This window comes from Burkholderia ambifaria AMMD (assembly GCF_000203915.1).
Classification (GTDB): Bacteria; Pseudomonadota; Gammaproteobacteria; order Burkholderiales; family Burkholderiaceae; genus Burkholderia; species Burkholderia ambifaria.
The window spans coordinates 352,630-377,421 of the sequence record NC_008392.1 but is presented as its reverse complement, the minus strand read 5'-3'; the positions used below and the strand labels follow the sequence as shown (position 1 = coordinate 377,421).

The 24,792-nt window shown below is 66.4% G+C and carries 20 protein-coding genes and 3 pseudogenes; 12 read left to right on the top strand and 11 right to left on the bottom strand.

Annotated elements, in window-relative coordinates:
* Window positions 1-43: 43 nt before the first annotated feature.
* Window positions 44-1,231, bottom strand: coding sequence for a M20 aminoacylase family protein (locus BAMB_RS29365; protein WP_011660785.1), 1,188 nt, complete (start codon window positions 1,229-1,231; stop codon window positions 44-46).
* Here BAMB_RS29365 and BAMB_RS29360 point away from each other — a divergent pair.
* Complete coding sequence (locus tag BAMB_RS29360) at window positions 1,230-2,264, top strand: LysR family transcriptional regulator (RefSeq protein WP_227739268.1); 1,035 nt, start codon at window positions 1,230-1,232, stop codon at window positions 2,262-2,264. The genes BAMB_RS29365 and BAMB_RS29360 overlap by 2 nt on opposite strands.
* A 37-nt stretch (window positions 2,265-2,301) precedes the next feature.
* Here BAMB_RS29360 and BAMB_RS34635 read toward each other — a convergent pair.
* Window positions 2,302-2,955: pseudogene (locus BAMB_RS34635) on the bottom strand (IS5 family transposase); the annotation flags it as partial.
* Between the two features lie 71 nt (window positions 2,956-3,026).
* Window positions 3,027-3,229, bottom strand: a pseudogene (locus tag BAMB_RS34630) (DDE-type integrase/transposase/recombinase); the annotation flags it as partial.
* Window positions 3,230-3,459: 230 nt separating this feature from the next.
* Between BAMB_RS34630 and BAMB_RS29355 the strand changes: the two are divergent.
* Both BAMB_RS29355 and BAMB_RS29350 read left to right on the top strand, forming a co-directional pair.
* A complete protein-coding gene (locus tag BAMB_RS29355; RefSeq protein ID WP_041491770.1) occupies window positions 3,460-3,948 on the top strand; it encodes an HrpB1 family type III secretion system apparatus protein in 489 nt (162 codons plus the stop codon).
* A gap of 152 nt (window positions 3,949-4,100) precedes the next feature.
* Window positions 4,101-5,243, top strand: a complete 1,143-nt coding sequence (locus BAMB_RS29350) for a hypothetical protein (protein ID WP_011660782.1) — start codon at window positions 4,101-4,103, stop codon at window positions 5,241-5,243.
* Window positions 5,244-5,409: 166 nt separating this feature from the next.
* Here the strand turns inward: BAMB_RS29350 and BAMB_RS29345 are convergent, their stop codons facing one another.
* Together BAMB_RS29345 and BAMB_RS29340 are read right to left on the bottom strand one after the other, a co-directional pair.
* Window positions 5,410-6,264: a methionyl-tRNA formyltransferase gene (locus tag BAMB_RS29345; protein WP_011660781.1), complete on the bottom strand. Its 855-nt coding sequence runs from the start codon at window positions 6,262-6,264 to the stop codon at window positions 5,410-5,412.
* 168 nt (window positions 6,265-6,432) lie between these two features.
* Window positions 6,433-8,202 (bottom strand): hypothetical protein, encoded by a 1,770-nt coding sequence (locus BAMB_RS29340; protein WP_011660780.1) that lies wholly within the window; start codon window positions 8,200-8,202, stop codon window positions 6,433-6,435.
* A 233-nt stretch (window positions 8,203-8,435) separates the two neighbouring features.
* Here BAMB_RS29340 and BAMB_RS29335 point away from each other — a divergent pair, with 233 nt between their 5' ends.
* Together BAMB_RS29335 and BAMB_RS29330 are read left to right on the top strand one after the other, a co-directional pair.
* Window positions 8,436-8,741, top strand: a complete 306-nt coding sequence (locus tag BAMB_RS29335; RefSeq protein ID WP_006750728.1) for a hypothetical protein — start codon at window positions 8,436-8,438, stop codon at window positions 8,739-8,741.
* 19 nt (window positions 8,742-8,760) lie between these two features.
* A complete protein-coding gene (locus BAMB_RS29330; RefSeq protein ID WP_011660779.1) occupies window positions 8,761-9,120 on the top strand; it encodes an HrpB1 family type III secretion system apparatus protein in 360 nt (119 codons plus the stop codon).
* 77 nt (window positions 9,121-9,197) lie between these two features.
* On the opposite strand, the pseudogene BAMB_RS34625 reads toward BAMB_RS29330, so the two are convergent.
* From BAMB_RS34625 to BAMB_RS29320, 3 genes and pseudogenes are all read right to left on the bottom strand, one after another.
* Window positions 9,198-9,410 (bottom strand): annotated as a pseudogene (locus BAMB_RS34625) (integrase core domain-containing protein); the annotation flags it as partial.
* A gap of 134 nt (window positions 9,411-9,544) precedes the next feature.
* Window positions 9,545-10,363 (bottom strand): phage tail tip lysozyme, encoded by an 819-nt coding sequence (locus BAMB_RS29325; protein WP_011660777.1) that lies wholly within the window; start codon window positions 10,361-10,363, stop codon window positions 9,545-9,547.
* A 255-nt stretch (window positions 10,364-10,618) separates the two neighbouring features.
* Complete coding sequence (locus BAMB_RS29320; RefSeq protein WP_011660776.1) at window positions 10,619-12,931, bottom strand: hypothetical protein; 2,313 nt, start codon at window positions 12,929-12,931, stop codon at window positions 10,619-10,621.
* 442 nt (window positions 12,932-13,373) lie between these two features.
* On the opposite strand from BAMB_RS29320, the gene BAMB_RS29315 reads away from it, so the two are divergent.
* Window positions 13,374-13,928, top strand: a complete 555-nt coding sequence (locus BAMB_RS29315; protein WP_227739270.1) for a hypothetical protein — start codon at window positions 13,374-13,376, stop codon at window positions 13,926-13,928.
* Window positions 13,929-14,136: 208 nt separating this feature from the next.
* Here the strand turns inward: BAMB_RS29315 and BAMB_RS29310 are convergent, their stop codons facing one another.
* From BAMB_RS29310 to BAMB_RS35655, 3 genes are all read right to left on the bottom strand, one after another.
* Complete coding sequence (locus tag BAMB_RS29310) at window positions 14,137-14,604, bottom strand: lytic transglycosylase domain-containing protein (protein ID WP_011660774.1); 468 nt, start codon at window positions 14,602-14,604, stop codon at window positions 14,137-14,139.
* A 174-nt stretch (window positions 14,605-14,778) separates the two neighbouring features.
* Entirely contained in the window at window positions 14,779-16,212 is a 1,434-nt protein-coding gene (locus BAMB_RS29305; RefSeq protein ID WP_011660773.1) for a helix-turn-helix transcriptional regulator, read from the bottom strand.
* Window positions 16,213-16,241: 29 nt separating this feature from the next.
* Window positions 16,242-16,949, bottom strand: coding sequence for a hypothetical protein (locus tag BAMB_RS35655; RefSeq protein ID WP_127456156.1), 708 nt, complete (start codon window positions 16,947-16,949; stop codon window positions 16,242-16,244).
* Between the two features lie 60 nt (window positions 16,950-17,009).
* Here BAMB_RS35655 and BAMB_RS29300 point away from each other — a divergent pair, with 60 nt between their 5' ends.
* The 6 genes from BAMB_RS29300 to BAMB_RS29275 are packed head-to-tail and all read left to right on the top strand — an operon-like array spanning window position 17,010 to window position 24,764.
* The gene (locus BAMB_RS29300) at window positions 17,010-18,248 is read left to right on the top strand and encodes a toxin co-regulated pilus biosynthesis Q family protein (RefSeq protein WP_011660772.1); all 1,239 of its coding nucleotides are present in this window, start codon (window positions 17,010-17,012) and stop codon (window positions 18,246-18,248) included.
* Entirely contained in the window at window positions 18,248-19,981 is a 1,734-nt protein-coding gene (gene pilN / locus BAMB_RS29295; protein ID WP_011660771.1) for a PilN family type IVB pilus formation outer membrane protein, read from the top strand. Before BAMB_RS29300 ends, pilN begins: the two co-directional genes overlap by 1 nt.
* 25 nt (window positions 19,982-20,006) lie before the next feature.
* Window positions 20,007-21,323, top strand: coding sequence for a type 4b pilus protein PilO2 (gene pilO2 / locus BAMB_RS29290; RefSeq protein WP_011660770.1), 1,317 nt, complete (start codon window positions 20,007-20,009; stop codon window positions 21,321-21,323).
* A 13-nt stretch (window positions 21,324-21,336) separates the two neighbouring features.
* Window positions 21,337-21,900: a type IV pilus biogenesis protein PilP gene (gene pilP / locus BAMB_RS29285; protein WP_227739271.1), complete on the top strand. Its 564-nt coding sequence runs from the start codon at window positions 21,337-21,339 to the stop codon at window positions 21,898-21,900.
* Between the two features lie 4 nt (window positions 21,901-21,904).
* Window positions 21,905-23,698: a GspE/PulE family protein gene (locus BAMB_RS29280; RefSeq protein ID WP_041491769.1), complete on the top strand. Its 1,794-nt coding sequence runs from the start codon at window positions 21,905-21,907 to the stop codon at window positions 23,696-23,698.
* On the top strand, window positions 23,688-24,764 hold the full coding sequence (locus BAMB_RS29275) for a type II secretion system F family protein (protein ID WP_011660767.1): 1,077 nt from the start codon (window positions 23,688-23,690) through the stop codon (window positions 24,762-24,764). The genes BAMB_RS29280 and BAMB_RS29275 overlap by 11 nt, the downstream gene beginning before the upstream one ends.
* Window positions 24,765-24,792: the final 28 nt, after the last annotated feature.

The window sequence follows — 24,792 nt, the reverse complement described above, 5'->3', positions numbered from 1 at the left end:
AATTAAATCCGTGTCAGGTCGGCACGTCTCCTTTGCGCCTTCGTCAGCCCGCCTTCAGGAAGCGTTCGACGATACCGGTGAAGTAGGCCGCCCCCCAGCTCAGCGCAGTGTCATTGAAGTCGTAATGCGGGTTGTGCACCGAACACCCGCCCCGGGAATCGACGCCGTTACCGATCAGCACGTAGCATCCCGGTACGCATTCGGTCATCCACGAGAAATCCTCGCTGCCCATCACGCCGTCGGGCAACAGCGTGAGCGCACCTTCGCCGGCCAGCGCCTCGATCGTCTCGACCGCGAGATCCGAGGCCGCACGGTCGTTGTCCACGACACGCGAGATCGATTGGTATTCGATCTGCGCGGTCATTCCGTACGCCTGCGCCTGCGCGTCGACGATCCTGCGGATCCGCGCCTCGATTTCGTCGCGCGTGGCCGCGTCGAGCGCGCGCACGGACAACTGCAGCGTCGCGGTTTCCGGGATCACGTTAGGGGCGGTGCCCGCATGGAACGTTCCGACGGTCACGACGGCCGGCTTCAGCGGATCGACGTTGCGGGAGACGATCGATTGCAGCGCGGTCACGATATGCGCACCCGTGACGATCGGGTCGCTCGCGAGTTGCGGCATCGCACCGTGCCCGCCTTTGCCCGTCACGGTGATCGTCACCGAATCGGACGATGCCATCATCGGCCCGTAGCGCAACGCGAAATGGCCGACCGGCACGCCCGGCGCGTTGTGCAGCGCATACACGCGTTCGCACGGGAAACGTTCGAACAGGCCGTCGTCAATCATTCGCTTTGCTCCGCCGAGCCCTTCCTCGGCCGGCTGGAAGATCACGTTGAGCGTGCCGTCGAAACGGCCCTGTTCAGCGAGATAGTGGGCGGCGGCCAGCAAGATCGCCGTATGACCGTCGTGTCCGCACGCGTGCATCGTGCGCGCAACCGTGCTCGCATACGACAGCCCCGTCGCCTCCTCGATCGGCAGCGCGTCCATGTCGGCGCGCAGGCCGAGCGTGCGCACCGACGCGCCGCGCCGCAATTGACCGACGACGCCCGTGCCGCCAACGCCCGTCGTCACGTCGTAACCCCATGCGGCCAGTTGCTCGGCGACGAGTTGTGCGGTGCGGGTCTCGGCGAAACCGAGTTCGGGATGGGCGTGGATGTCGCGGCGGATCGCAACGAATCGGGGCTCCGACTCGCGAATCGCCGCGAGTACGTGAGCAAGGTTCTGCATCATGGATGGCTCCGTGGAATCGGCCGCCTCGCGACCGTCTCGGCCAAGCATAGAGACGCGCTTCGGGTCAAAAAACTCACGAATTTTGATGCAGATAACTTTTGGTAATATCTTCCGCATCATGAAAATCCATCAATTGCGCGCACTCGTCGCGGTCACGACGGCCGGCAGCATCAAGGCCGCTGCCAGAACCATGCACGTCACGCAGCCGGCTATCAGCAAGGCGATCCAGGAACTCGAGAACGAGTTCGGCGTGCCGCTCCTCGAGCGCAAGCCGTGGGGAGTCGTGCCGACGCCGGAGGGCGACGCGTTGCTTGGGCGCGCCCAGGCAGTCGTGCGCGAGCTCGAACGGGCGAACGAGGACATGGCGCACATGAAGGGGCTGCGAGACGGGCGGCTCGTGATCGGCTTCACGCCGATCGTCGCGGTGACGGGTTTTGCGGAGGCCTACGCCGCTTTCCGCCGCCACTGGCCAAACGTCGAGTGCGAACTGCGTGAACTGACGTTCAACCTGCTCACGGAACAGTTACGCAATCGCACGCTCGATCTCGCCTTCGTCGCCGTCACGGGCCCCCTTTCCGAGTCCGTCGACATCAAGGCGATCCGCACGTTCGACACCGCGTTCGTCACCCGCGAGAACGGGCGCTTTGCGGGCGCGACATCGCTCGACGCGCTGCGCGACGCGGAATGGATCCACGCCGATGCGAGCGACAGCTTCCCGACCTATATCCGCGACCTGCATGCCCATGCGGGCCTGCCCCCGCCGCGCTGCATCACGCGCTGCACGTCGTATGCGCTGTTCTACAGCCTGCTCATGACCAACGACGCGATTTTCTCGTGGACCCGGCTCTCGCTCGCGGAAACCGTGTTCGGCCAGAAGCTGACGCCGCTTCCGTTGCCGATGTCGCCGCCACCGCTTCAGTTGTACCGGCTCACGCCGCCCGGGCTGCAACTGACACGGCCCGCGTCCGACTTTCTTGCACACGTGGAAACGGCGTTTGCATCGAACCAGTTGACCGGCGACGTGCAGCGCTAATGCCGAACTGCATTGAAGCAATTCATAAGAGACGGTTTCATAAAGGCTGCTCGGCGCGCCGGAGGGTATTCCAGCAGATCAGGCAGCAACCGAGTTTGAGGAACGTGCCGTGAAGGTCAGCACGGCGCTCGAAACCAATACGGAGACGACGGAAGTGATGCAGCCAGGCATGCGTGCGTTCCACGACCCAGCGATATTTGCCAAGGCCGCTGCCATGTTCGGTACGGCGCTTGGCGATCACCGCTCGATACCGCGATTGCGCAACGCTCTTCGATGTCGCTTGGAGTCGTATCCGCGATCGGCGTAGACCACACGCGGTCTGTGCAGCGGGTGGCCGCGCAATCCGCGAATCGGCGGGATCGCGTCGATCAGCGGCAGCAATTGCGTGACGTCGTTGACGTTCGCGCCGGTCAGGATCGCGGCAAGCGGCGTGCCGTTGGCGTCGGTGATGATGTGGTGCTTGGAACCGGGGCGCGCACGATCGGTAGGGTTTGGCCCAGTTTTTGGCCCCCCCAACGGCGCGAATCGATGATGAATCGACAGCGGCTCGCGAGAAGTCGATCTGGTCTGCTGCTCGCAGCTTCGCGAGCAGCAACTCGTGCAAGCGGTCCCACACGCCCGCAGCCTGCCAGTCGCGTAGCCGTCGCCAACATGTCACGCCCGAGCCGCAACCTATCTCGGCGGGCAGATTCGGTTGTTCCGATGCCTGAGGTTAACAGCTCGCCGCGAAAGTTAACAGCCCCAAGGGGCCATTTTGAAACCGTCTCTAAGGCATTCGTCGCGAACTTGCCGTTGAACGATTCGCTGTACGCATGCTGCGTCGGCTTGCCCGCCTGAACCAACTTCAGCGTGACGCCGTTCGCATACGCCCACTGGTCAAGCGCGCGGCTCGTCAATTCGGGCCCCTGGTCTGTTCGCACCGCCTTGGTATAGCCACGGAAGCGAGCTGCACGGTCCAATGCCCGATCCGGCCTCCCGCACCGATCGATCCCATCGCCGCGGTCGATTTTCTTCTCCGTTCTCTCTTCGCATCCCGATCGTTCCGTTCGCATCGCGTCGGCGAAAGCCGACCCGATACAAGAGACTAACCGCCAGGGGACGCCCACGACGCACGAGCCGGCAGCAAGCGCGGCACGGCTGTGCGCGGCGCCGCCGTGCGCTTTTTGATTGCAGCACTCCAGCAGACGAGGACATCGTGACTTACACAGGATGCAGGGATGAGATTGCCGGCGGCCTAACCAAGGTGCTGTGGACGGCTTCGCAGCTCGACGACGAAGCCGATTTCGAGGATCTCCTCGAAGCGATCCGCGTGCTTCGGCCCAAGTGGCCCGGCGCGGGGACGGTCGCCGCGTGGCGCTACGTCCGGCGCCAGGCATGGGGCGACGCGCGCCGCGTGCTCGAAGACGACGACACCGAAGCGAAGCGCTCGGGGCTTCATGCCGCACTGATGGCGGTGTGTCTGTTCGGCCTCGAAGACCCGCTGTGGCACAGCTATGCGCTCAGCGCGGCCGAGCAGCGCGAAAGCATCGAGGGCGCGACGATCGGCGCGCGTCTGCTCGAGCGTGCCGCAAAGCTCGACGCCAGCGTGCAAGCGCCTGCGTCCACCGACGCACCGGCGAGCACGCACGGCGTGCCGGCCGACCACAGCGGATTCTCCGCGTCGATGACGTGGGTCCGCGCATGAGCATCCGTTTTCACTTTCCGCGCGCCGGGCGATTCGCATTTCAATCGCAGCCTTCGCATCGGTGCGCTTGTAGCAGCGACAGCAACCTAGACTGACTTTGCCTCGTAGTACCCACGGTCACGCAACCACTTACCCGACAGGAAGGAAACATCATGAATCTGAACGTTCCGAGTATGAACACCTACCCCACCGATCCGGCGAGCTACCTGCAACGGCTGACCAACGGTGCCTCGACAGGCTCGACGCAGGACGTGCTCAAGGATCTCATCGGCCTCATCAGCCAGTTGCTCAAGCAGATGCAGGCCGGGCAGAACGGGCAGGCCGGCGGCATGCCGGGCGGCGCCGGCGGTGCTGGCGGCATGCCCGGTGGCATGCCCGGCGGCACGCCCGGTGGCATGTCCGGTGGCGGCGCGGGCGCAATGCCCGGCGGTGTGGGGGCGACGCCCGGCGGCATGGGGGGCGCGGGCGCCATGCCGGGCGGCACCGGGGGGATGACGGTGCAAAACGCGGCGGGCGTGCTGGCCTCGTACATGGGGCAGCATGGCCTCAGCGCGTCGGACCCGAACACGATGTACAAACTCTCGACGAACGCCGACGGCGCCACGCCACCCACGGTGCAGCAAGCGGCGCAGACAATGCTCGCGAACCCGGGTGCCTACCAGCAGATCGAGACGCACGACGTGGCGGGCACCGACGGCAAGTCCGCGGTCAGCAATTTCCAATGGGCGGCTCAAGGCGGACTCGGCGCGGCGGGCAACGCAACGGGTGGCGCGGGCGGCGTGGCGGGGCAGTCGGGGACGACCGGCGGCTTGCCGGGCACGGGCGGTTTTCCGGCGAACACCAGTACGCTGCCGACGACGGGTGGCTTACCGACAACGGGCGCGACGGCAGGCTTCACCCCCGGCACGGGCGACCTCCTGAAGGACGGCAAGCCGCTGCAGATGGCCGACGAAGGCAAGGCGCTGGCCAACTTCAACGCGCAGGATGGTGCCGACTTCCAGGCCATGGAAAGCGCGTTGTCGCACGGCGACGGCAATGCCGCGGCGAAGACGCTCGCCAACGCAGTGAAGTCGGGCAAGCTGAGCCAGTCGGATGCGGCGGCGATCGGCGCACAACTCCAGCAGACGGCGAACGCGCATGGCGGTGGCAAGATCAGCCACGACGCGAGCAAGGCGCTTTCGGATGCGTTGGGCGGTGCGAACGTGCTGACGCCGGGCAAGACGCGTGCCGCGGTTGCCTTCGAGAACATCACCGGCATTCACACGGGTACGATCGCCGGCGTCAGCACGAAGTAACGTCGTCGGCAGTTCCGGCGATCATCCCGATCGGCGACCCGAGCGGCCGCCGATCGGGGGCTGCAGGAAGCGACAAGCGGCGACAATCGGCGACAATCGGCGGCCGCGCTGCGAAACACCGCAGCGCGGCCGCTTCGTTGTTTACCGGCGCAACCGATGTCCCGATTCAGCCCTCCATCTGCTGACGAAGGGACGCGTTCAGCGGGCTCCATTCGAGCAACGCGACGAAGCCGTCCTGCGCGGCGACCACGACCCAGCGCCGGTACTGATGCACGATCTGCCCGGGCTCGTACGTGTGTGCTTCCTGCCAGGCGGTGGCACGCCGCACGTGGACGGTCGTGCCGAACAGCGGCGCGATCGATTCGACGTTCCCGCAGGCCCGCACGACGCGCATCACCTCGGCCACGGGCTGCGCGAAATCGATCGTGCGCTCGGCATCGGCTAGGCGCGGCCAGTAGCTGCCCGCACCTTGCGGACGCCGTTCGTTCCAAAGCCGATCGAAGTCGCGGGCCACGCGCGTGGCCAGGCGATGGGCGGCCATCTGCAGCTTCAGCTGCAGCGTCTCGTGCCATTCGTCGGTATCGAGCGGAAAGCATTCGGAATCGACGATCTCCCCGGTATCGAAATCGGCATCGATTTGATGGCAACTGACGCCCCACTCGCGCCGCCCCTCGAGGATGGCGCGCATGGCCGGGTACGGGCCGCGCCCGTCGGGTAGCGGTGACGGATGGAAGTTCGCCGCATGGCGCAGATAGGGCTGCCACGCCGGAATCTTCCGGTTGTAGCCGGCCACGATCAGTGCGTCGCATTGCCGTTCGGCGAGCCAGCGCAGATCGTCTTCGTCGATGCGTGACAGCTGCACCGGAATGCGCAGCTTGTCCGCGCGCTCGACGAGTTCGCTATTGAAGTCGAGCCGGTTGTCGACCGGAATCGAGTAGAGCGCCACAGGCTCCCAGCCGGCGGCAACGAACGCGTCGAAGACGACACGCCAGCGATCGAAGCCGGCGAACGCGAATCGCATGATCGGTTCTCCCTTTCGCAATGAAGGTCATGGCGGCATGGACGGCGATGACGGCCGACGGCCACCCCGCTTCACGGTAAGCGCGCACGGTAGAGGACAGCCTGCGCATTCCGAAGTTTCGTCGAGTGCCGCGAACCGGCAAATAAACCGCCGACTGCGCGCCGCGCGTCAGGACCTCAGCCCGAGGTTTTTCTTGATGGCGTCCTCCGCCGTCTTGGCGGCGGTTGCCGTGAGGCCGGGCTGCCCGATGATGTTGGCGATCTGTTTGAGCCGCTCGCTTTCGGTCAGCGGTGCGGCGCTCCGGCTGGAAGCCGATGTATCGCGCGGCGCCGGCGCCTCTTGCGGTTTTTCGCGCCGCGCGCGTGCAAGCTGCGAAAGCAGCAGTGCCGCTTCGCCCTTCGGAATGCCGCTGTCTGTCAGTAGCGTGTGCGCGGCGATCAGATCCCGATTGCGGCTCGCGCGCGGATGGTTGCCCACGATCGCGAGCGCCTGCTTCGCGCGCTGCGAGCCTGATGCGTCGACTGCCATGTCGGCACCCGCGAGCGCCGCAAGCGACGCCGGATCGAGGCGCCCGATGCTCTTGGTCACCATCGACAGAATGTGCTTGACCACGATGTCGCGCTCGGCATCCTTGTGTACCTTCGCCTTGTCTTCAGCGTGCATGCCCGAGATCAAGCGCTTGCCGAACGACGTCGTGCTGTTGGCGTAGCGGCGTGCATCGTCATAGAGCGACGCATAGATACCCGCCTGCGCGTGCGGGCTGCGCAAGTCCGCAGGCAGGCCTTCGTCCCCTGGCCGCGCCTCCATGGCGCGCAGATCGTCGATCTTCGCGCGGCTCGTTTGCAGCGCCGCGCGCAGGCGCTCGTCCTGCGTCTGGCCGGTGTAGTCGTGCGGGGCCAATACCGTGTCGACGTAGCGTTGGATCGTGGCGGCCTTCGCATTGCGCAGGTTTTGCCGTCCTTCCACAAACGGCTTCTTCAAATCGAGCGCTTCCTTGACCGCGTTGGTCACGTGCCCGGATGCCGCGAGCGGTGCCAGCGCGCCGTGCGAGCCGCCTATGAGCAGCCCGCTTGCCGTCAGACCGATGGCGGACGTGACCGACTGGTAGAGCGCGCCGTTACGTTGCTTGCCCTTGTTCTCCGCGATGCTCATGGCGGTCAATACATCGCGGGCATGTTGCGTGAGCGGATGCGCGTCGTCTCGCGCGATGCGCGAGAGCTTGCCTTTGTCGTATTGCCATTCTCCGTTGCTGTTTTTCGTCAGCAGCAGATTCTCGACCTGGTTGGGCATCGGCGCGCCCGGAGGGCGTTTTTCGGGGTGCTCGAAGCGTTCGACGTCGGCGGCGAGCATCGCCTTGACCTTGTTTTCGTAGCGGCTATGGATCGAATGCGCGGCGGCGGCGTTCGAGCCCGAGGCCAGCGCGTTCACGAGGTCGGTGGCGGGCGCCGCGTCGTAGCCGAACTGTCCGTGCGTCGCCGTCGATACGCCGTTCAGGCCGTCTTTCGCGGGCCGCTTGGCGGCGAAGGCCGTCAACGTCATGCCTTTGCGGTTGACGCCCATCGCGTGCGCGAAATCGGCGAAGCGTCGGCCTTTGCCGCCGGCACCCGGCACGAATGCGCCGATGTCGTCCACACCGGGCTTCTGCGGCGCGATAGCCGCTGCGGGCCTGGGAGCAGCGGGCGCGGCGGCCGCGGCGGGCAGACTTTCCGCGCACGGGCGCTTGCCGAGGCTGCCGAGTTCCTCGATGAGCGCACCGGCACTCGCGCGCCGCGTCGGCACCGGCGCGGGTTTCGCGCCCGTGGAGGGGCCGGGGTCGCTCGTCGTGCGGGTGAGAGAGGCGGATTCGATCGCATGCGACCGGAACTCGATCTTGGGTGGGGGCGCCATGATGTTCTCGGACGGGGAGACAAGATGGACTGCACTGTGCGGGCCGGTCATGACACTCCCGTGAACCGCGCGAAGCCTCGTTCGGATTGGCGAAGCAGGTTCGCGGCGGCATACCGCCGAGCCGTCTCGCGGGTGTCGCGCATTCGGTTTTCGCGGTGCGGCTTCGCGCGCGCGAACGCTTTCGCATCCGCATTCATTAGATTGGAACGAGGGCCGGCTTCACGCGGTTCGGTTTCGCGCGTTTCATCGAACGCGCGCTTCGTTCACGATCAAGGAGAAAACGAATGAGCTTCATCGGCAATATTGTGAAAAGCGTAGTCGGGGATGTCACCAAGGCTGCCGGGGGTGTCCTCAATGGTGTCGGCAACGCGCTGCACGGCGCGGCGACGTTCGGCAAGGGGCTGCTGAGCGGCAACCCGAAGGAAGCCCTTGCGGGGGCGGGGGCCATTGCGACGGGTGGGCTCGAGGCGCTCGAGGGCGGCACGGCGCTCGCGGAAAACCTGACGCCGGAGGGCGCCGCTACCGCGCTCGCATTGGCGGGCGGCAAGGAGGCGGTGCGAACGCTGACCTCAGGCACTGGCGCAGCCTGATGCACGGACGGTGACGAGCATGATGGAGCTTCTTACCGAACTGCCGGCCGATGCGCCGGCCATGGCGCAGGCGATCATCGAGCATATCGAGGCCAACGAGCTGGACGAGGCCGAGGCGCTGCTGGCGCGCCTGCACGATGTCTACCCCGAAACGCGCGAGGTGCACGTGTTTGCCGTGACGATCGCATTGGTGCGCGGGCGTCCGCACGAAGCGTGGCAGATCGTGAACGGATTGCCCGACGATCGCGCGCCCGAACTGAAGGCAATCTGCCTGAAAGTCCTCGACGATCCGTCGTGGCATGGCTATGCGACGGCACACGAGGACAGTACCGATCCCTACGTGCGCCTTGCCATGCGGCGCCTGCTCGAAAGAGACTGATGGCCGCTCCCGGGGCCTTCGGCCCCGAGCGGCGAGTCCTTCTGAAGTGGTCAAGTCACTTTGGACACAGCGCCGGGTCAGGCTGCGAGCGCTTCGACACGCGCTGGCGGCAGTCCCTTCGCAGCTGAGCGAAGGCGACGATGGTTGTAGAAATCGACTCAATAGTCGGTGATGTCTTGCTCTGCATGGCGGTGATCGAAGTACAACGGCTCGCCGATCCATTCACCTTTGAGGCTTCGGAAGAAGCGCTCGACCACTGCATTGTCCCAACAGTTTCCGCGCCGGCTCATGCATCCGGGTAGTCCGTGTATTGCCGACGAGCGCTGTTTTCGCGCGGCGGAAAATGCCGGGCAAAAAAATCCCGCCCGGACATCGGACGGGATCGTGCGAGCTTCAAACGCCCGGGGGGCGGATGCGTTCGCGTTCAGAGACCTTGCGCGAGGAATTGCTCGGCGTACTTGTTGCGGTTTTCCATTTGCGGATCGGTGGCCTGTTCGTAGTCCTTATCCCAGACCAGTGCCGCTTGTTCCGCCGTCGTCGTCTGCTTGATGTCCGTGATCGTCTTGCTGTACGTCGTGTCGAGTTCCTGATTCATGAAGCCGATGTTGGCTTCGAGGCTGCCCGGGTCGAGCCCGTGCTCCTTCGCATAGTTGATTTCGCCTTGTTTGCGTGTGCCGCCCCATTGCGCAAGCCCCCAACCGTTGGCGTTGTCGTCCGCGAAGTTGCCGGAGGGCGCGCCTGTCGCTCCGCCTTGATTGACGTTGCCTTTCAGCCCGCTTTCCTGCTGCAGGTTACCGAGCACGCCGGCTACCTGCGCGTCGGTCAGGCCGTAGCGCGATTTGAGGTCCTGTGCGATGGCGTGCGCGGCGTCGCCGCCCGATACGTTGGGCAGCGTGTTGCCGCCGCCACCGCCACCGCCACCGCTTCCACCGCCGCCTATTCCCGGCGACGCGCCGCCACCGCCCTGGCCGCCACCGCCGCCACTCACGCCAGCGGGTGCGGCGCCGCCACCGCCGGCATAGGCGGGCGGCGCGGAGTACGAAGGCGTACCGCCGCCGATGCCGCCCACACCACCGGCATCGCCTGAATTCTGGCTGGAGGGATCGAGAATCTGCTTGATTTCTTCGATGAGCAACTCGAGCAGTTGTGCGAGCTGCGATTCGTTCGTGCCGCCGATGCCGCCGACATCGTCGATGCCGTTCAGATAGCCGGCGTTATAGCCTTGCACTGCTGTGGTGGACATGATTTTCTCCGCGTGAGAATGACGGTATTCATCAGTTGCTGGGGGAGGGCCGATAACGGCCGCCTGCGAAACCTAATTTATTGCCCGGCGCTTACAGCGCGTTGACGGATGCGAAGTCGTTGTCGGATTGCCGAACTGCCGAACCGGGTGGCGGCCGCGATGCCGATGCAAGCGGCTTGCGGCAGGCGAGCCGCCGCCGATGCGGCCACCTGCGCGAACCTTCGTCGTTTCGCGTGCTCGGCGCGGCCCGCGTGCTCAGGGGGTCGAGCGACGCATCACGCTCAGTTCCGCCGCGTTGTCGGCGCCGATCGTTCGCCCCTCGTTCGACCGGTTCGACGGGCTCGACGTGCTCGCGGCAAACGGCAGGCATCCCGCGATGATGAGCAGTGCGCCCAACGCGTTCTCCGTGAAGCTCTTGGTGCCGGCGGACCAATCGCCTCTACCCTCCACGGCGTGATTGACCACCGCGGTGGCGGCATAAAGGGAGAGGAACAGGCTGAGACGCGCGATTCCCGCGCCGGCCGCCTTGTTGCCGAGCTGCTTGGCGGTGCTGGTTTCGGAGGTGTCGAGCTTGCCCCAGCTCACGCGCAGCGTCTTCAGTTCATCGAGCGCCTTGCCCGTGAAGCCGTGCGTCGAGATTTCCGAGGCCACGCGTCCCCCGATCGCATCCAGCCCCTCGCCGGCGGCATTCGCTGCCGAATAGCCGAACAGGCCTTTGATCGCTGCGTTGGTCTTCGTATGGTGAATGAGGCTGTCGACGTAGGACGTGGCCGACCATTGCGAGCTGCCCTGCGCGGTGTTCACGGCGAGCTGGTTTCCGAAATACGGAACGTCGTTGAGCATCTGGCCTCTGACGGGGCGCTCGTAGCCTGCGTCGTGATTGCCTTCGAGCGGGCGGAACACGTTGATCACGTCGCGCGCCAGGTATGCGTACGATTTGATCGCGCTAGGCAGTATGCCGGCGAGCTGCCCAAGATGCCCATTGCCCGCGTCGTTCTTGCCGGTATAGGCTGCGGTGGCCACCGTCGCTATCAGCGCGATGATCTGCGCACCGTGGCCCGCGTAGGTCTTGTTGTCCGCGGCGCCGGTGTGATACTTGTGCAACATCGCGGCCAGGTTGCCCATCGCCGCCGCTGTGAACAGCGAGGCCGTAATTGCGCCGCGTGTTTCGGGCCCGGCGCCGGTCTTGTCCAGGACTGCTTCGGTCGCCATCGAGCACAACTCCCGGAAGAGCGTGGCGCCGCCGGTTGCGACGAATTCATGACTGAACGCGTTGACGAGGTTGGCCGTCCACCCTTTGAGCGGTTGCGCGGCGCCGTAGGGGTTCTGAGTCAGCATGTCGCCGACGTTCGAGATGAACGACCGGATCTGCCCCGGCCGGGACAGCGCGGCCGACAGGTTGGTGCTGATCGCGGCGGCCGACGCCGGACGTATGTCTTCGGTTACCGCGACCGCCGATGTGCCCGCCGCGGCCGATGCCGGACGTGTGTCCCCGGTCTCCGCGACCACCGATGTCCTGGCGGGGGCCAGCGTGCGGGTTTCCGGCGCTACCCGGGACGACGAGCTCGAAACGGTTGCTTCGGGCGGGCTTTCGGGCTCCTGACTATCGATGTCGTGCGCGACGAGGTGAGGGCGCGTCATCACGGTTTTCTGCTCGACGTCGCTCTTGGCGGTTTTCGCGGGTTTAGGGGTTTCCTTATCGAGCGGCAGTGGGCTGCTCGAACGGGACGTCTCGGGCATTTTGCCGGCAGCGCTCGTCCTTGCCTCTTCCACGGGCGCGGGCGACTCTTTCGGGAGCGGCACAGGGCTGGCCGCGCGGGACGTTTCGGGTTTTTCTCCGGTCGCTTTCGCCGTTTCCGCTTCCGGGCGCACGGGCGTTTCTTTCGCGTGCGGCAGCGTGCCGGCCGAACGGGACGTTTCGGGTTCCGTTTCGGCCTCGCTCGTCGTCGCGGCTGTCAGCCCCGAGGCTTCCTTCTCGTGCGGCAGCGGGCTGCCCGAACGCGACGTGGCCGGTTGCTTGCCGGCAGCTCTCGTTTCCACCGGCTCCTGATGTCCAACGGACGCCGCACTCTCGTGCTGCGAGGCAGGCGTGTGTGGCTGCGGTTCCTCGTGTACGGGCAAGTCTTCGCTCGACTGCCCGCCCCCCGACAAGTCGAGCACCGGCACCGCCTCGTCATCCAGGGCTGCACGTTGAGCGCCCAGCTTGCCCGAACCGGGCAACGACCGTGAGCCTCCACCTGGGCGGCCGATCGCGGAGCCTGACGGCGACGACGCGCGCGCAGGCAGCGAGCTGCGCCTGACTGGCGCCGGCAGCGGCGACGATGGGGGCTGCGCCGTCCCGGCCGGTTGCGATGTTGTCGAAAGCGGGCCCGCCTGCGCCGGTGCATGGGTGCCGGTGTGCGCCGGAAAGGCGGGTGCATTGCTCAGCGCGCCGAGCAATGCGCCGCCGGAGGGGCGCGGGCCGGTCATCGATGCGCTTCGTTGGCGCGGGGCCGGCGCGGGCTGCGTGTCGTTGCGCGGGAGGTCGAGCGATGATGACCGTACTTGCGTGCTGTTGCTGATCGGCATGACGTTTCCTTTCGGTTGATTTCGATCGTTCGACGTCGCCTCGCGACAAAGGCCTTGATGGACTGACGCGCTGCCTCATCGCGTCCAGGCGGTCGACGTGCGTTCGCCCGTCGATTCCGTCTTCGCGCTTTGCGAACGTGGGTTCTCGTGTTGGAAAGGTAAAACGACATAACGGTGACAGCCTGCCGATTCCGAAGTCGCGTGCAAAAAAACGCACGTCGATGCCGGCGCCGGTGCTGCGACTGCGAATCCATTTGCGCACTTCATCGCACTTGCCGCATGCGCGCTTCGCAATTTCGCTCGCCGCGTCGCGTCGCTTGCGTTGCGCAATGCCGTGGCGCATAAGCTTGTGCTTGCATTCCTCGATATCGCTCCGCGTGAGTGGGATGCGGGGACCGTGCCGCACCGACATCGAGCGATGTTGCCGGCGACGGAAATCGTCATGTCACTCAAGGAGTTCGCCATGAACAACATAGGAATTCGACCGGGGCTCGTCCAGTCCCGTATCGCGGAGTTCGAGAAAGGGACGAAGAACGGTGCGACCGACGGCGCACAAAAGCAAGCGCCCACGCGCAGCAAAGGCCAACTGGACGGGCTATCCAGCTTCAAGGGGGCCGACGGCGCGCCGCCACCTCCGCCTCCGGCGCCCCGCAACTTTGCCAGCCTGCCGGGGCGCGCGGGGAACGTCGGTGCACAGTTTCTGAGTTCGGCGCTTCATGCCGGAAGTCACTTTCTGCCGCCCGGCGTCGCGTCCACCGCAATGCATGCGGCGGGTGACATGATGCGTCCATCGGCCCTCGGTGCAGGGAATCCCGTGACGCAAATGGCTGCGATGCAAAACGACTTCATGCAGCAGCAAAGCGAGATGACGCGGCTCAACAACGCGAACACGTTGGCGGCCGCTGTCAACCAGCAGTCGCAGGAGCTCACATCGGCGCTGGCGTCGGTGGGTAACAAGGGTGCCAGCAACATTTCGAACGCCGCCAAGGGGCAGTAACGGCTACGGCGGGCCGCGGCGTTTCGCCCGCGGCTCGCGAATGCCCCTGTCTGATCGCCTACGCTTCCTGCCTGCATTGTTCCCGCTTCGTCCCCGCTTCGCGCTTGCCTTGGCGCTCGCCATACGGGACGACTTCCTCATGCAACGTCGCTTTCTCTCTTGATGACGTTCGCGGCCAGCCGGGTCTCCCCGGCTGCCCCTGCTCGTCCTACTGCCCGTCATCCGCGAGCTTCATGCGCTCGACGATGCTTTGCACCGAACGCGCGTAGCGGTCGCGCTCGGCAGGTGTCTCCGAATGGTAGGCACCGATCGCCGCCCAGTTATTCCCGTACTTGACCATCATCTTGTGCAGGTGCCACGCAGCCACGTACACGCTCAAGCATGGGTTCATGAGGTCGTCGGCCGAGACGCCATAGCGCGACAGCAGCGGAAGGTGAATCGAGTTGATCTGCATCATGCCGTAATCGGTCGAACCGTTCCGGTTGCGATGGAGCGCGTTCGCGTTGCCATGCGATTCTTGCCACGCGATCGCGCGCAGCACGACGGGGCTCACATGTTGATAGGCGGCGGCCGCCGCAAAGCAGTCGGCGGTCTGCGCGCGCACTTCGGCGGGCCGCACGGACAGAACGGCAAGCGCCAGCGCGAGCGCCGGCTTGGGCGTGAATAGTCGCATCATGGATCATCCGGTAAGAGAAGCGGTGCGGGAATCGCTTCGCACCGACGTGTGAATGAAAACGCCGTCCGACCCACGCGTTTGCGTTTCGTCGGACGGCGTTGGCGGAAAAAAGCCGCGGACCGGCCGTGTTACCGATCGGTGGTGCAGGCGCTTTGGCGCAGCACACCGCTGCCCTCAGCGGCCCATCGTCTCCGACGGCGCTTCCTGGAACACGCGCCGGTAGCCGTTGATCAGCGTCGAACGATGGCGCACTCCCCACTTGTTCGCGACGTCGAGCACGCGCGTGGCCGGTGCGCCGTCGTCGAGCAGGTCGTCGCGAATGCGCTCCATCCGCTGGCGCCGGATCAGCTCGCTCGGCGACAGCCCGAGGTGGTTCTTGAACGCTGCCTGCATCGCGCGCTCGGTCACGCCCACATGCGATGCCACTTCGCGCACCGAAAGATCCTTTTGGTCGAGGTTGTCCATCAGGTAGCGATAGGCGCGGCGGTATTTCGCCGGCAGGCGGGCGCTCACATCGTCGGAGCGCTGCGCCGTGCGCGATGCCTGCATGTGATCGGCCGCGGCGGCGGGCATCGACATGTCCGCGCGCACGTGCTGAATCGACGCGAGCGCGTAGCGGCCGTAGAACTGTGCGAATTCCTGCGTGCGCATCTGCTGCTGCATGATCTTCGCGCGGCAGTAGAGGTAGTCGAGGTACCAGCGCGCATGCTGGCTGCCTTGCGAATTCGCCGCGCCGGACGCATCGAGCATCGCTTCGGCCAACGGCGTCGCGTGGCCCGCGATCGCGGCCAACGTGATTTCGAGGCACAGGCTGCGGTGATAATCGTTGAGGCCGGCCTGGCGGCTCCAGCTCACGTATTGCTTGAGCGTTTCGCCCGCGCTCGTCCGGCCGTCGGCCAGCGAAACGAGCCGGTTCAGGTGCGAGAGTCGTTCGGCCAGCAGCGGCAGCACGGTCCCGGCGGGCTGCGAGCCCGGTACCGGTGCCTCGCTCGGCTCGAACTCCCCGATCGCCGAGCGCCAGTAGATGTGGTCGGCGAGTCGCTCGGCACCGTGCAGTTCGTGCTGCGCGAAGAGGTCCCGCCGCAGCGCCTCCACGAGGTAGCTCCAGCGGCGATCGCCATGCGTTGCCGCCAGCGCGGCCAGCTCGCCGAGGCGATGGCACGCCGCCTGGATCAAGCCCAGATGAAACGAAACGAGTGTCGCACCGACGAGGCTGTCGAGACGTTGGTGCGGCGTGGCCGCCTTTTCCTCGCCGGCGCGCTTGAAGCAACTGAGCGCGACGTTGAACTGATTGCGGAAGAAGGCTTGCCAGCCGGTATTGCGGCACGACGCGATACGCAGACCGTCGCGTTGGGCGCGAATGGCTTTTTGCGCGCGGCGATACGTTTCCTCCGCTTCTTCATGGCGGCCGAGCATCAGCTCGAGGTCGGCGCAGACCTGCAGTTGTGCGTAGCCGGGCTGAGCTTGCGCCGTGTCGGTATCGGCATGGCGTGCGGCGTGGCGGACAGCGTCGAGAAACTGGCCTTGGAGCATTTTCGAGGCGACGTCCGCAGGGGTGTCGTCGAAAGCGAGGGCCGAGGCCGCGGCGAAGTAGATCGTCGAGAACATGTCGTGCTCCTGATTCAATGAGCGATGCGTTAAGCGGCGTGAAACGATTCGTGAAGCAGTGAGCGCATGTTTTCATCGCGGGCCGATTTAGGCTCGTGTTTGTGATGGTTTGTTACCTTCGGTTTGGCATCGGCATTTGCCGGAGAGGGGGCGCTGCGGTGGACTTTCACGCACGAGCGGGAGGCCTGCGTCGCTTTTTTTGATGATTTTTTGTTACGTTTTTCGCCGCCGTGCGCTGTTTGGCGCGGTGCACGGCATCCAATGGGCGGCTCGCTCGCGAACGGCGCCATAGCACATGTTTGTATCTGGCATATTTCTGCGGGCAACCATTCCGCGATTCGCGCCGAAACGTCCAAACAAACGTGGCGGCTGCCACAGCGCCATGCTGGGCGGGGCTTGTGACGCGAAGGCGACATTCTTGCGCCGGTGCCTGTATCATCCATGCTGGCCGAGAAAGGATGATTTTCCAGGGGTATTTTTTTACTTAAAGGTGCGGTGTACTTTGCCGTAATTACCCATTGGGCTGTAGCTATCCTTACAGGTCGGTATTGTTTTCTTGCATACTTGCTTTCGAATTCCGAACGCCATTCGGTACTGCTTCTTTTAGGGCAATTATTGGCGTTTCCGGAACAAAGCGAGGGGTCGGCTTGCCGTTGCTCGGTTTGTTCCGGCAGGTGTAATGGTTCAAGCAGAGTGAAAAGAACGTGGCAACAAAAAAAATAGAACTCCCGGTCCATCCGAGGTGCGTGAGCGACAACAGGCGGAGCGGGCCGCGGGCGAATGTTCGGATAGCGGCGATGCCGCCGGCCATTCGGGCGCTGCTGTGCGGCGTCTGGTTCGCCTTCACGGTCGCGCACGCTTCCGATCAGCAAGTAATCGTCGACGGCGGGCAGCGCCTGGGCGGCGTCGTGCGCACGGGCGGCCACGACGTTCCGTTGCTGCGCGCGCTCGAGCAGATCATGCCGACGAGTTACAGCATCAATGTGCCGAACGCGGGCGCATGGGCCGACGCGTCCGTGAGCTGGCGCGCCGGCTCGTCGGTCGTGCACGCGCTCGGCGAGGTGCTGTCGGTCGATCCTGCGCTGCAGGCGCGCGTCGATACGGATATGCGTTTGCTCACGGTGACCGCGCATGCGCGGCGCGCAAACGTTGACGCGCCGCAGCCTTCCTCGCCGGCAGCCGGCGCGTCGTCGCGCATGAACAGTGCCGCCACGAATGCGTCTTCCACCTTGCCCACGGGCGCGGCGGCGATGGCTCCCGCGGCGGGACCTGCCATTGCACCGGCGCAGACCCTGGTGCAGGCGCGCGTTTCGACGTGGATACCCGCAACACCGGCATCGGCTCGCACACCGGCGGCAGCACTGGCGGTCCCGCCCGTGCCGGCATCGGCACCCGCGCCCGCGCCCGCTCCGGTGATGTCGTCCGCACCGGCGGCCGGGCCGGCCATGCCGGCACCCGCACCCGCACCAGCACCAGCACCAGCACCAGCACCAGCACCAGCACCCGCGCCCGCGCCCGCGCCCGCTCTGGCGATGTCGCCCGCACCCGCGCCCGCTCCGGCGATGTCGCCCGCACCGGCAGCCGGGCCGGCCAAGCCGGCATCGGTACCGGCGCTTGTTTCAGCACCGCCGCGAGCGCAGGTACCCGCGCCCGCAAAGCGCGACGCCATAGAGCCCCCGTTGCTCGCCGCCACGCAACCGGCGTCCGGCCCGGACTCCCCGGCGCCATCGTCGGCGCCAGCCGCGACTCCGGCGTTCGTACCCGCGGCGGCGCCCGAGCGCACGGAGTGGCAGATGCGCCTGTCGGACGGCTCCGTGCGCAATGCGCTCGCGCGCTGGGCGAGCGAAGCCGGCTGGCAATTCATCTGGGACGTGCCGACCGATTTTCAGGTCGACGCGACGGCCACGATACACGGCACGCTCGCCGAAGCGCTGCGTCAGGTGACCAATGCGCTCGCCGGCTCGCAGGTGCCGATTCAGGTGGTCTTGTACCAGCGCAACCACGTCATGCGCGTCGTTCCCAAAGGAGCAAGTTGATGAGCGTCCTCCGTCGTCCTTTCGTCGTCCTTGCCGCGTGCCTGTCGCTGCTCGCGGGGTGCACCGGTCTCCTGGACAAGATCGAGCGCAACTCGCAATCCGATACCGCGCGTGCGGGGCAATTGCTCGGCAAGCTCTCGAACGGCGACAACCGCGCGGTGCCGGGCAGTGACGACGTCGTCGTCAAGGACGAACTCTGGCTTTCGGGCAAGACGATCAAGATCGCGACGAAATCGACGCTGCCGAAGCTCTTCGACGAGCCGGCGAGCTTCGACGGCACGGTCGATTCGCTGCGCATGTTCGCCGATCGCATTTCGCGCCTCGCGCACCTGCCGGCCAAGGTTGCGCCGGGCACGAGCGAAGCGGCCGCGCGCGCGACGCAGACCGCGGTCGATACGGGAGGCGCCGGAGCCTATCCCGGCGTGCCGCCGCTGCCCCCCGGCCTGCTGCAGGGGCCCGCGCCGAGCACGAGCGCCGCGACGGTGGCCGCGCGCGTGCCGAGCGTATCCTCGCCCGTGCGCATCGCGTATTCGCGCGGCACGCTGCGCGGGCTGCTCGACACGGCGTCGGCTCGCTTCGGCGTCTATTGGAAGTACGAGGACGGCGCGATCGTCTTCTTCTACACGGGCACGCGCGTCTATCAGGTCGTCGCCATTCCGGGCGACTCGAAGCTGGATACGAACGTCGTGAGCGGTGCGAGCAACAGCGGCGGCGCCTCGAGCAACGGCACGGGGGCCGCGGGCGGATCGGGCGCCGGCGGCGCGGGCATCGGCGGCGGAGGCGGCGGGACGTCCGGTTCGCCCTCCGTGTCGTCGGACAACACCGCGAACATCACGATGAACGCGCAGCTCTCGGTGTACAACGGCTTGCAGACGGCGATCAAGGCGATGCTCTCTCCGGCAGGCTCGGTCATCACGTCGCCAGCCACGGGCTCGATCGCGGTCACCGATACGCCCGATGTGCTCGAGCGCGTGGGCGAGTTCATGGAGCAGCAAAACCGCGTGCTCGCGCGGCAGGTGCTCATCAACGTGACGGTGCTCTCGGTCACGCTTTCCGCGGCGGACAGCTACGGCATCAACTGGCACGCGGTCTATCAGGCGCTCGGCACGCAGTTCGGCATCACCACCGCGTTCACGAGCATGATCCAGAACCCGAGCGAGCTCTCGGCCTCAGTCATCACACCGTCGAGCCGCGCGTCGAGCACGACGGCCGTCATCGATGCGCTTTCGACGCAGGGCACGGTGCACCGCAAGACCTCGGCCTCGATCACGACGCTCAACGATCAGCCCGTTCCCGTGCAGGTGGCCGAGCAGCAAGGCTATCTCGCGCAGATCTCGACGACCAACACCGTCAACATCGGCAGCCAGACGTCGCTCACGCCGGGCACGATCACGACCGGCTTCAACCTCACGGTGCTGCCGCACATCCTCGACGACGGCACGATCATGATGCAGTTCTACAGCAACATTTCGTCGCTCGTGAACCTTGTGCCGTTCGGCCCGGCGAACCAGCAGATCCAGCTGCCGACCGTCGATACGCGCAACTTCCTGCAGCGCATCGCCGTGAAGTCGGGGCAGACGCTCGTCATCAGCGGCTACGAGGGCATCACCGATCAGGATAACCGGCAAGGCGTCGGCCATCCGTCGAACTACGCGATGGGCGGGTTCAACGCGTCCGGCACGCGCGAGGTGATCGTGATCCTGCTCTCGCCGATCGCGATCAACGGCGCTTGAAGCGCGCTCGGGCACAGGATCCGTCATGGCGACGCAAGTCATCCAGATCGGCCGGCAGCGGTTCATATGCGGCCTTTTCTGGCAATCGCTGTCGCGCCGGCACGCGCTGCGCGCGGAGGCCGTGGAACTCGCCGCGCGCCTGAATTTCGATGCGATGGTGCTGCGTATCGACCGCACCTTCGCGGGCGCGGGTTTCGCGAGCACGCGCGAGGGCGCGCAACTGGGCTTGCCGTCGCTCGGCGCGCTCGTGTCGAAGACGATCGCGGTCGAAGGCGCGTTCTACGACGGACGCCAGCAGCCGGCGCCCAACTGGCTCGGTGCGTTCCATCTGCCCGACGGGCGCTGGGCCTACTTCGCCGTGCGCGACGGCGCATTCCTGCCGAACGGCGATCGGATCGGTTCCAGCGAAGAAGTGTTCGAGCGGCTGCACAGCGATTACAGCCTCGGCGGCTGGAACGTCGTCATCGGCGATCCGCAGCTGGAAGTGCAGGGGTTCCACAACTTCTACGCGCGGCGCATCGAGGACATGATCCCGCGCCGGGGCGGCAAGCCGCATTTGCCGCGCTGGCTGAATCTGTCGCGTGTCTCGCGGCGCGCACCGCGGCGCGAGGTGCTGCTGGCCGCCGTCGCGATCGTGGTGGCGGCCGCGGTTGTGGCCGGCATCGTCGCGTACCGGCGCCACCGTATGGAAGTCGAGCGGCAGCAGGCGTTCGAGCGGATGCGCGCGGAGCTCGCGCTGCATCCGCCCAAGCCCGCGGCACCGCCCGAAGCCGTGCACCCGTGGGCCGGCGAGCCGCGGCCCGATGCGTTCGTTCGCGCGTGCGTCGATCACTTCACGCACATCGCGCCGGGCGGCTGGGAACTCGACGACTACGTTTGCCGCGCGTCGAACGTCAGCTACAGCTGGTCGCGGGACGGATCGAACGTGGCGATGCTGATGGCGGCGGAGCCGCGCGCGACGATCGACGGCAACGGCGAGCATGCGAGCTACGTGGAGCCGCTGGCATTGCCCGCGGGGGGAGACGAAGTGATCGATGGCGTGCGCGGCGTGCGCTTGCGCATGCTTTCCGCCTTCCAGTTGCTGGGCATCGGCCTGACGTTCACGCTGCAGCCGGCAAGCGCGCCGCAGCGCAGCGTCGCTTCGCAAACGCTGGACCGGCTGCATCCGGGCGGCGGCCCGCCGCCGGCGCCGAGCTGGCAGACCTGGCGCATGTCGGCGCAACTGGGCGGCGTGCGGCCCGACAGCCTCATCAGGTATCTCGACGAGCCGGGCGTGCGCGTCGAGACGCTTTCATACAAATCCGGGCAGTGGACGCTCGACGGAGTGCTCTATGAGAAATGACGATGCATTGACTGTGCTGGTGCTCGCCTGCTGCTGCGCGTGGCCGTTGGCCGCGTCCGGCGCGGCCAGCGCCGCGGCTGCCACGGCCGCCGCGCCCGCTGAAGCGGCGCCGCGCATGAACGTCGTTCCGACACCGGCCGCCGTGCAGGCAGCCAACGAACTGATGCGGCTAGAGGAGGAAACGATGATCCTCAAGGCACAGCTGAAAAAGCTCGATGCGCAGGCGCAGGTGGCGGAGCGGCAAGAAGCGCTGCACCGGATGGGCAGTACCGTCTCCTCGTATTCGGACGTGTCGCTCGTGGCGACACAAGGGCTCGGCAAGAAGCTCAGCGCTACGGTGGCGACGAGCGACGGCGCGGAGTTCGACGTCGGGCCCGGCGATACGCTGCCCAACGGCATGCGCGTGGCGGCCGTTCGCCCGGGTGCGATCGTCCTCGCATCGCAAGACGGACGGCGCACGACGCTGACCGTCTCCGCGAGCGCGCGGCAGCAGCCCGCGCGCAACGTGGCGTCGACAGGCTCGCCCGGCGTGCCGCCGGTGCCGACGCTGCCTGCCTTGCCGATGCCTGCGAGGTGACGCCATGAGTTCGTCTCCGACACCTCCGGGCAAGACGCCCACAAGCGTGACGCCGCTGATTCTCTCGCGCGCCGTGAAGCCGGTCGAAACCGATCCGTCTGATCCGTCTGTTACGCAGGGTCAGCCGGCGGCCCCGGCCGGGCCGGCTCTCGCGCCCGTTGCGCGGCCACGCGAGCCGGTGCTGAGCGCCGTGGCCGCTGCCGCGGCCGCTTCGGTGCAGCCCGCGCAAACAGCGTCGCAAAGCCAGCCGCCGGGGCAGGCGCTGCCGCTCGCCGCAGTGGCGCGCCCGCTTTCCGACAGCGGCGAGTTCGCCGCGAGCGAGGAGGAGCGCAAGTTTCTCTGTCTGCTCGACGACGGCACGCTGCTCGTTGCCGAAGGGCACGAAATGAATCCGTTCGTGCTGTCGTATTGCGCGAGGCTCGAACGGCTCAATTGCCACTACACGACGCGGCTCGTGACACTCGATGCGATCAGACGCAGCTATCAGGGCCCGCGTCGCGACGGCAGTGCCGAGCGCATCGATCACACGCGGATGCAGGTCCTCGCGAAGAACCTGATCGCGCGGGCGTGCGACGAGCGTGCGTCGGATATCCATATCCGTGTGAACCGCTTCAGCACGGAGATTCTTTTTCGCATCCACAACGAACTCGTGCGCATTTCGGAGCAGACGCGCGAGTACGGCGAGCGGCTGCTCGCCACGCTGTATGCGGCGATGTCGAGCGTATCGGACAACACCTACAAGCCGAACGAACGCCAGGACGCGGCCATCGGCGATCGCGACAAGCTGCCGGACCGGCTGTTCGGCGTGCGGATCGCGACGGCGCCCACGAGCGTCGGCAGCGTCATGGTGCTGCGGCTGCTCTACAACGATGCGGGCGAGGCGACGGCCCTGACCGAGCTCGGCTTCACGGTGGCGCAGGCGAACGCGTTCGAGCTGCTCGCGCAGCAGCCGCACGGCATGAACATCATCAGCGGCCCGACCGGCTCGGGCAAATCCACGACGTTGCAGCGCGTGCTGACGAAGCAACTGCGCGAGATGGCCGGCTCGATCCACGTCATCACCGTGGAAGACCCGGTGGAGTACCCGATCGAGGGCGCCGTGCAGACGCCCGTCGTCAACGCGCCGACGGAAGAGGCGCGCTCGCTCGCGTTCGCCGCCGCGATCGCGAATGCGATGCGGCTCGATCCCGATACGATCATGATCGGCGAGGTGCGCGACCGCGCATCGGCGCAAAGCGCGTTGCGCGCCGCGATGACGGGCCATCAGGTCTGGACGACGGTGCATGCGAACGGCGCGCTCGCGATCGTGGACCGTCTCGTCGATCTCGGCTTGCCGATCGCGATGGTGACGGACGAATCGCTCGTCACGGGGCTCATCAGCCAGCGGCTCGCCAAGCTGCTGTGTCCGCACTGCTCGCGCCCGCTGGCCGAGGCGATGGCGCAGCTCGACATGGGGCTCGTCGCGCGCGTGAAGCGGGCCGTCGGCGCGCGGTTCGACGCGGTGCGCGTGGCCGGGCCCGGTTGCCCGCATTGCAAGAACGGCACGGTCGGCCGGACGGTTGTGGCCGAGGTCGTGCGTACCGACGCGACGTTTTGCGAATTGCTGCGCGCCGGGCGCAAGCCCGATGCACAGGCGTACTGGCTCAGCGAGCTCGCGGGGCAGACGGTCGCGCAGCACGCGCTCGAAAAAGTGGCGGCGGGCCTCATCGATCCGCGCATGGCGGAGCGCGTGGTCGGCCCGTTCATGCAAGGCAGCGGGGGGCGGCCGCAGCCGCTCGGAAGCGGCTATGGCACTTGAGCTCAACCGACGCTGGGCGCGCCTGCAATTCACGACGCAGGCGCGCCTGCGGCTCTATCGCAAGATCGCGAAAATGCTCGCGAACGGTTTGCCGTTGCTCAAGATTCTCGAGGAGCTCGAGTTGCGTGCGTCGCACGAGGGCCGCAAGCCGAACGAGCCGCTGGCATTGACGCTCGCGGACTGGCGCAGCGTCGTGCAAAACGGCGGCATGCTGGCCGAGGCGATGGCGTGGTGGGTGCCGCATACCGAGCAGATGATCGTCATGGCCGGCGAGCAGTCGGGACGCCTCGAGGCCGCGCTGCTGAACGTGTGCACCGTCGTGCAGTACAGCCGCCGGATCCGCACGGCCATCGTCGGCGGGTTGACCTACCCGTGCGTGATAGTGGCGATGACGATCGGCTACGTGTACCTCTTCGGCAAGCTCGTGATTCCGCGCTTCGCGTCGATCGTGAGCCCCGAGCGCTGGCACGGCGTGGCGAAGTCGCTGTACGAGCTGTCCCGGTTCGTGCAGGGCGGCATGATCTACTGCCTCGTGGTGCTCGCCATCCTAGTCGCGGCGCTCTTTTACTCGATGCCGCGCTGGTCCGGCAACGTGCGGGTGTGGCTCGACCGCTACCCGCCTTACTCGATCTATCGGCTCATTACGGGCTGCGGTTTTCTCGTCGCGTTTTCGTCGCTGCAGGCGGCGGGCTTCACGGTCGAACGCTCGCTCGCGCGGCTGGCCACCGATGCGAAGCCGTGGCTCAGGCAGCGCATCGACGACATGCTCTTCGGCGTGAAGTCGGGGCTCAACGTCGGCGAGGCGATGAAGAACGCCGGCTACCGGTTTCCTTCGGAGGAGATCGTCGACGATCTGTGTGTGTATGCCGAATACAAGGGCTTCGCCGAGGCGCTGCACGCGATCGCCAGCGAATGGATGACCGACGGCGTGGAGACGATCGAGGCGCAGATGCGCGTGGTCAACGGCGCGGCGATCGTCGTGCTCGCGCTCGTGCTGTCGTGGCTCATCAGCGGCTTCTTCGGAATTCAGCAGGAAATTGCGGCTTTGGCTCGGAGTCTGCATTGAGCGTGCCGTGTAATGACGTGCAAGCGCA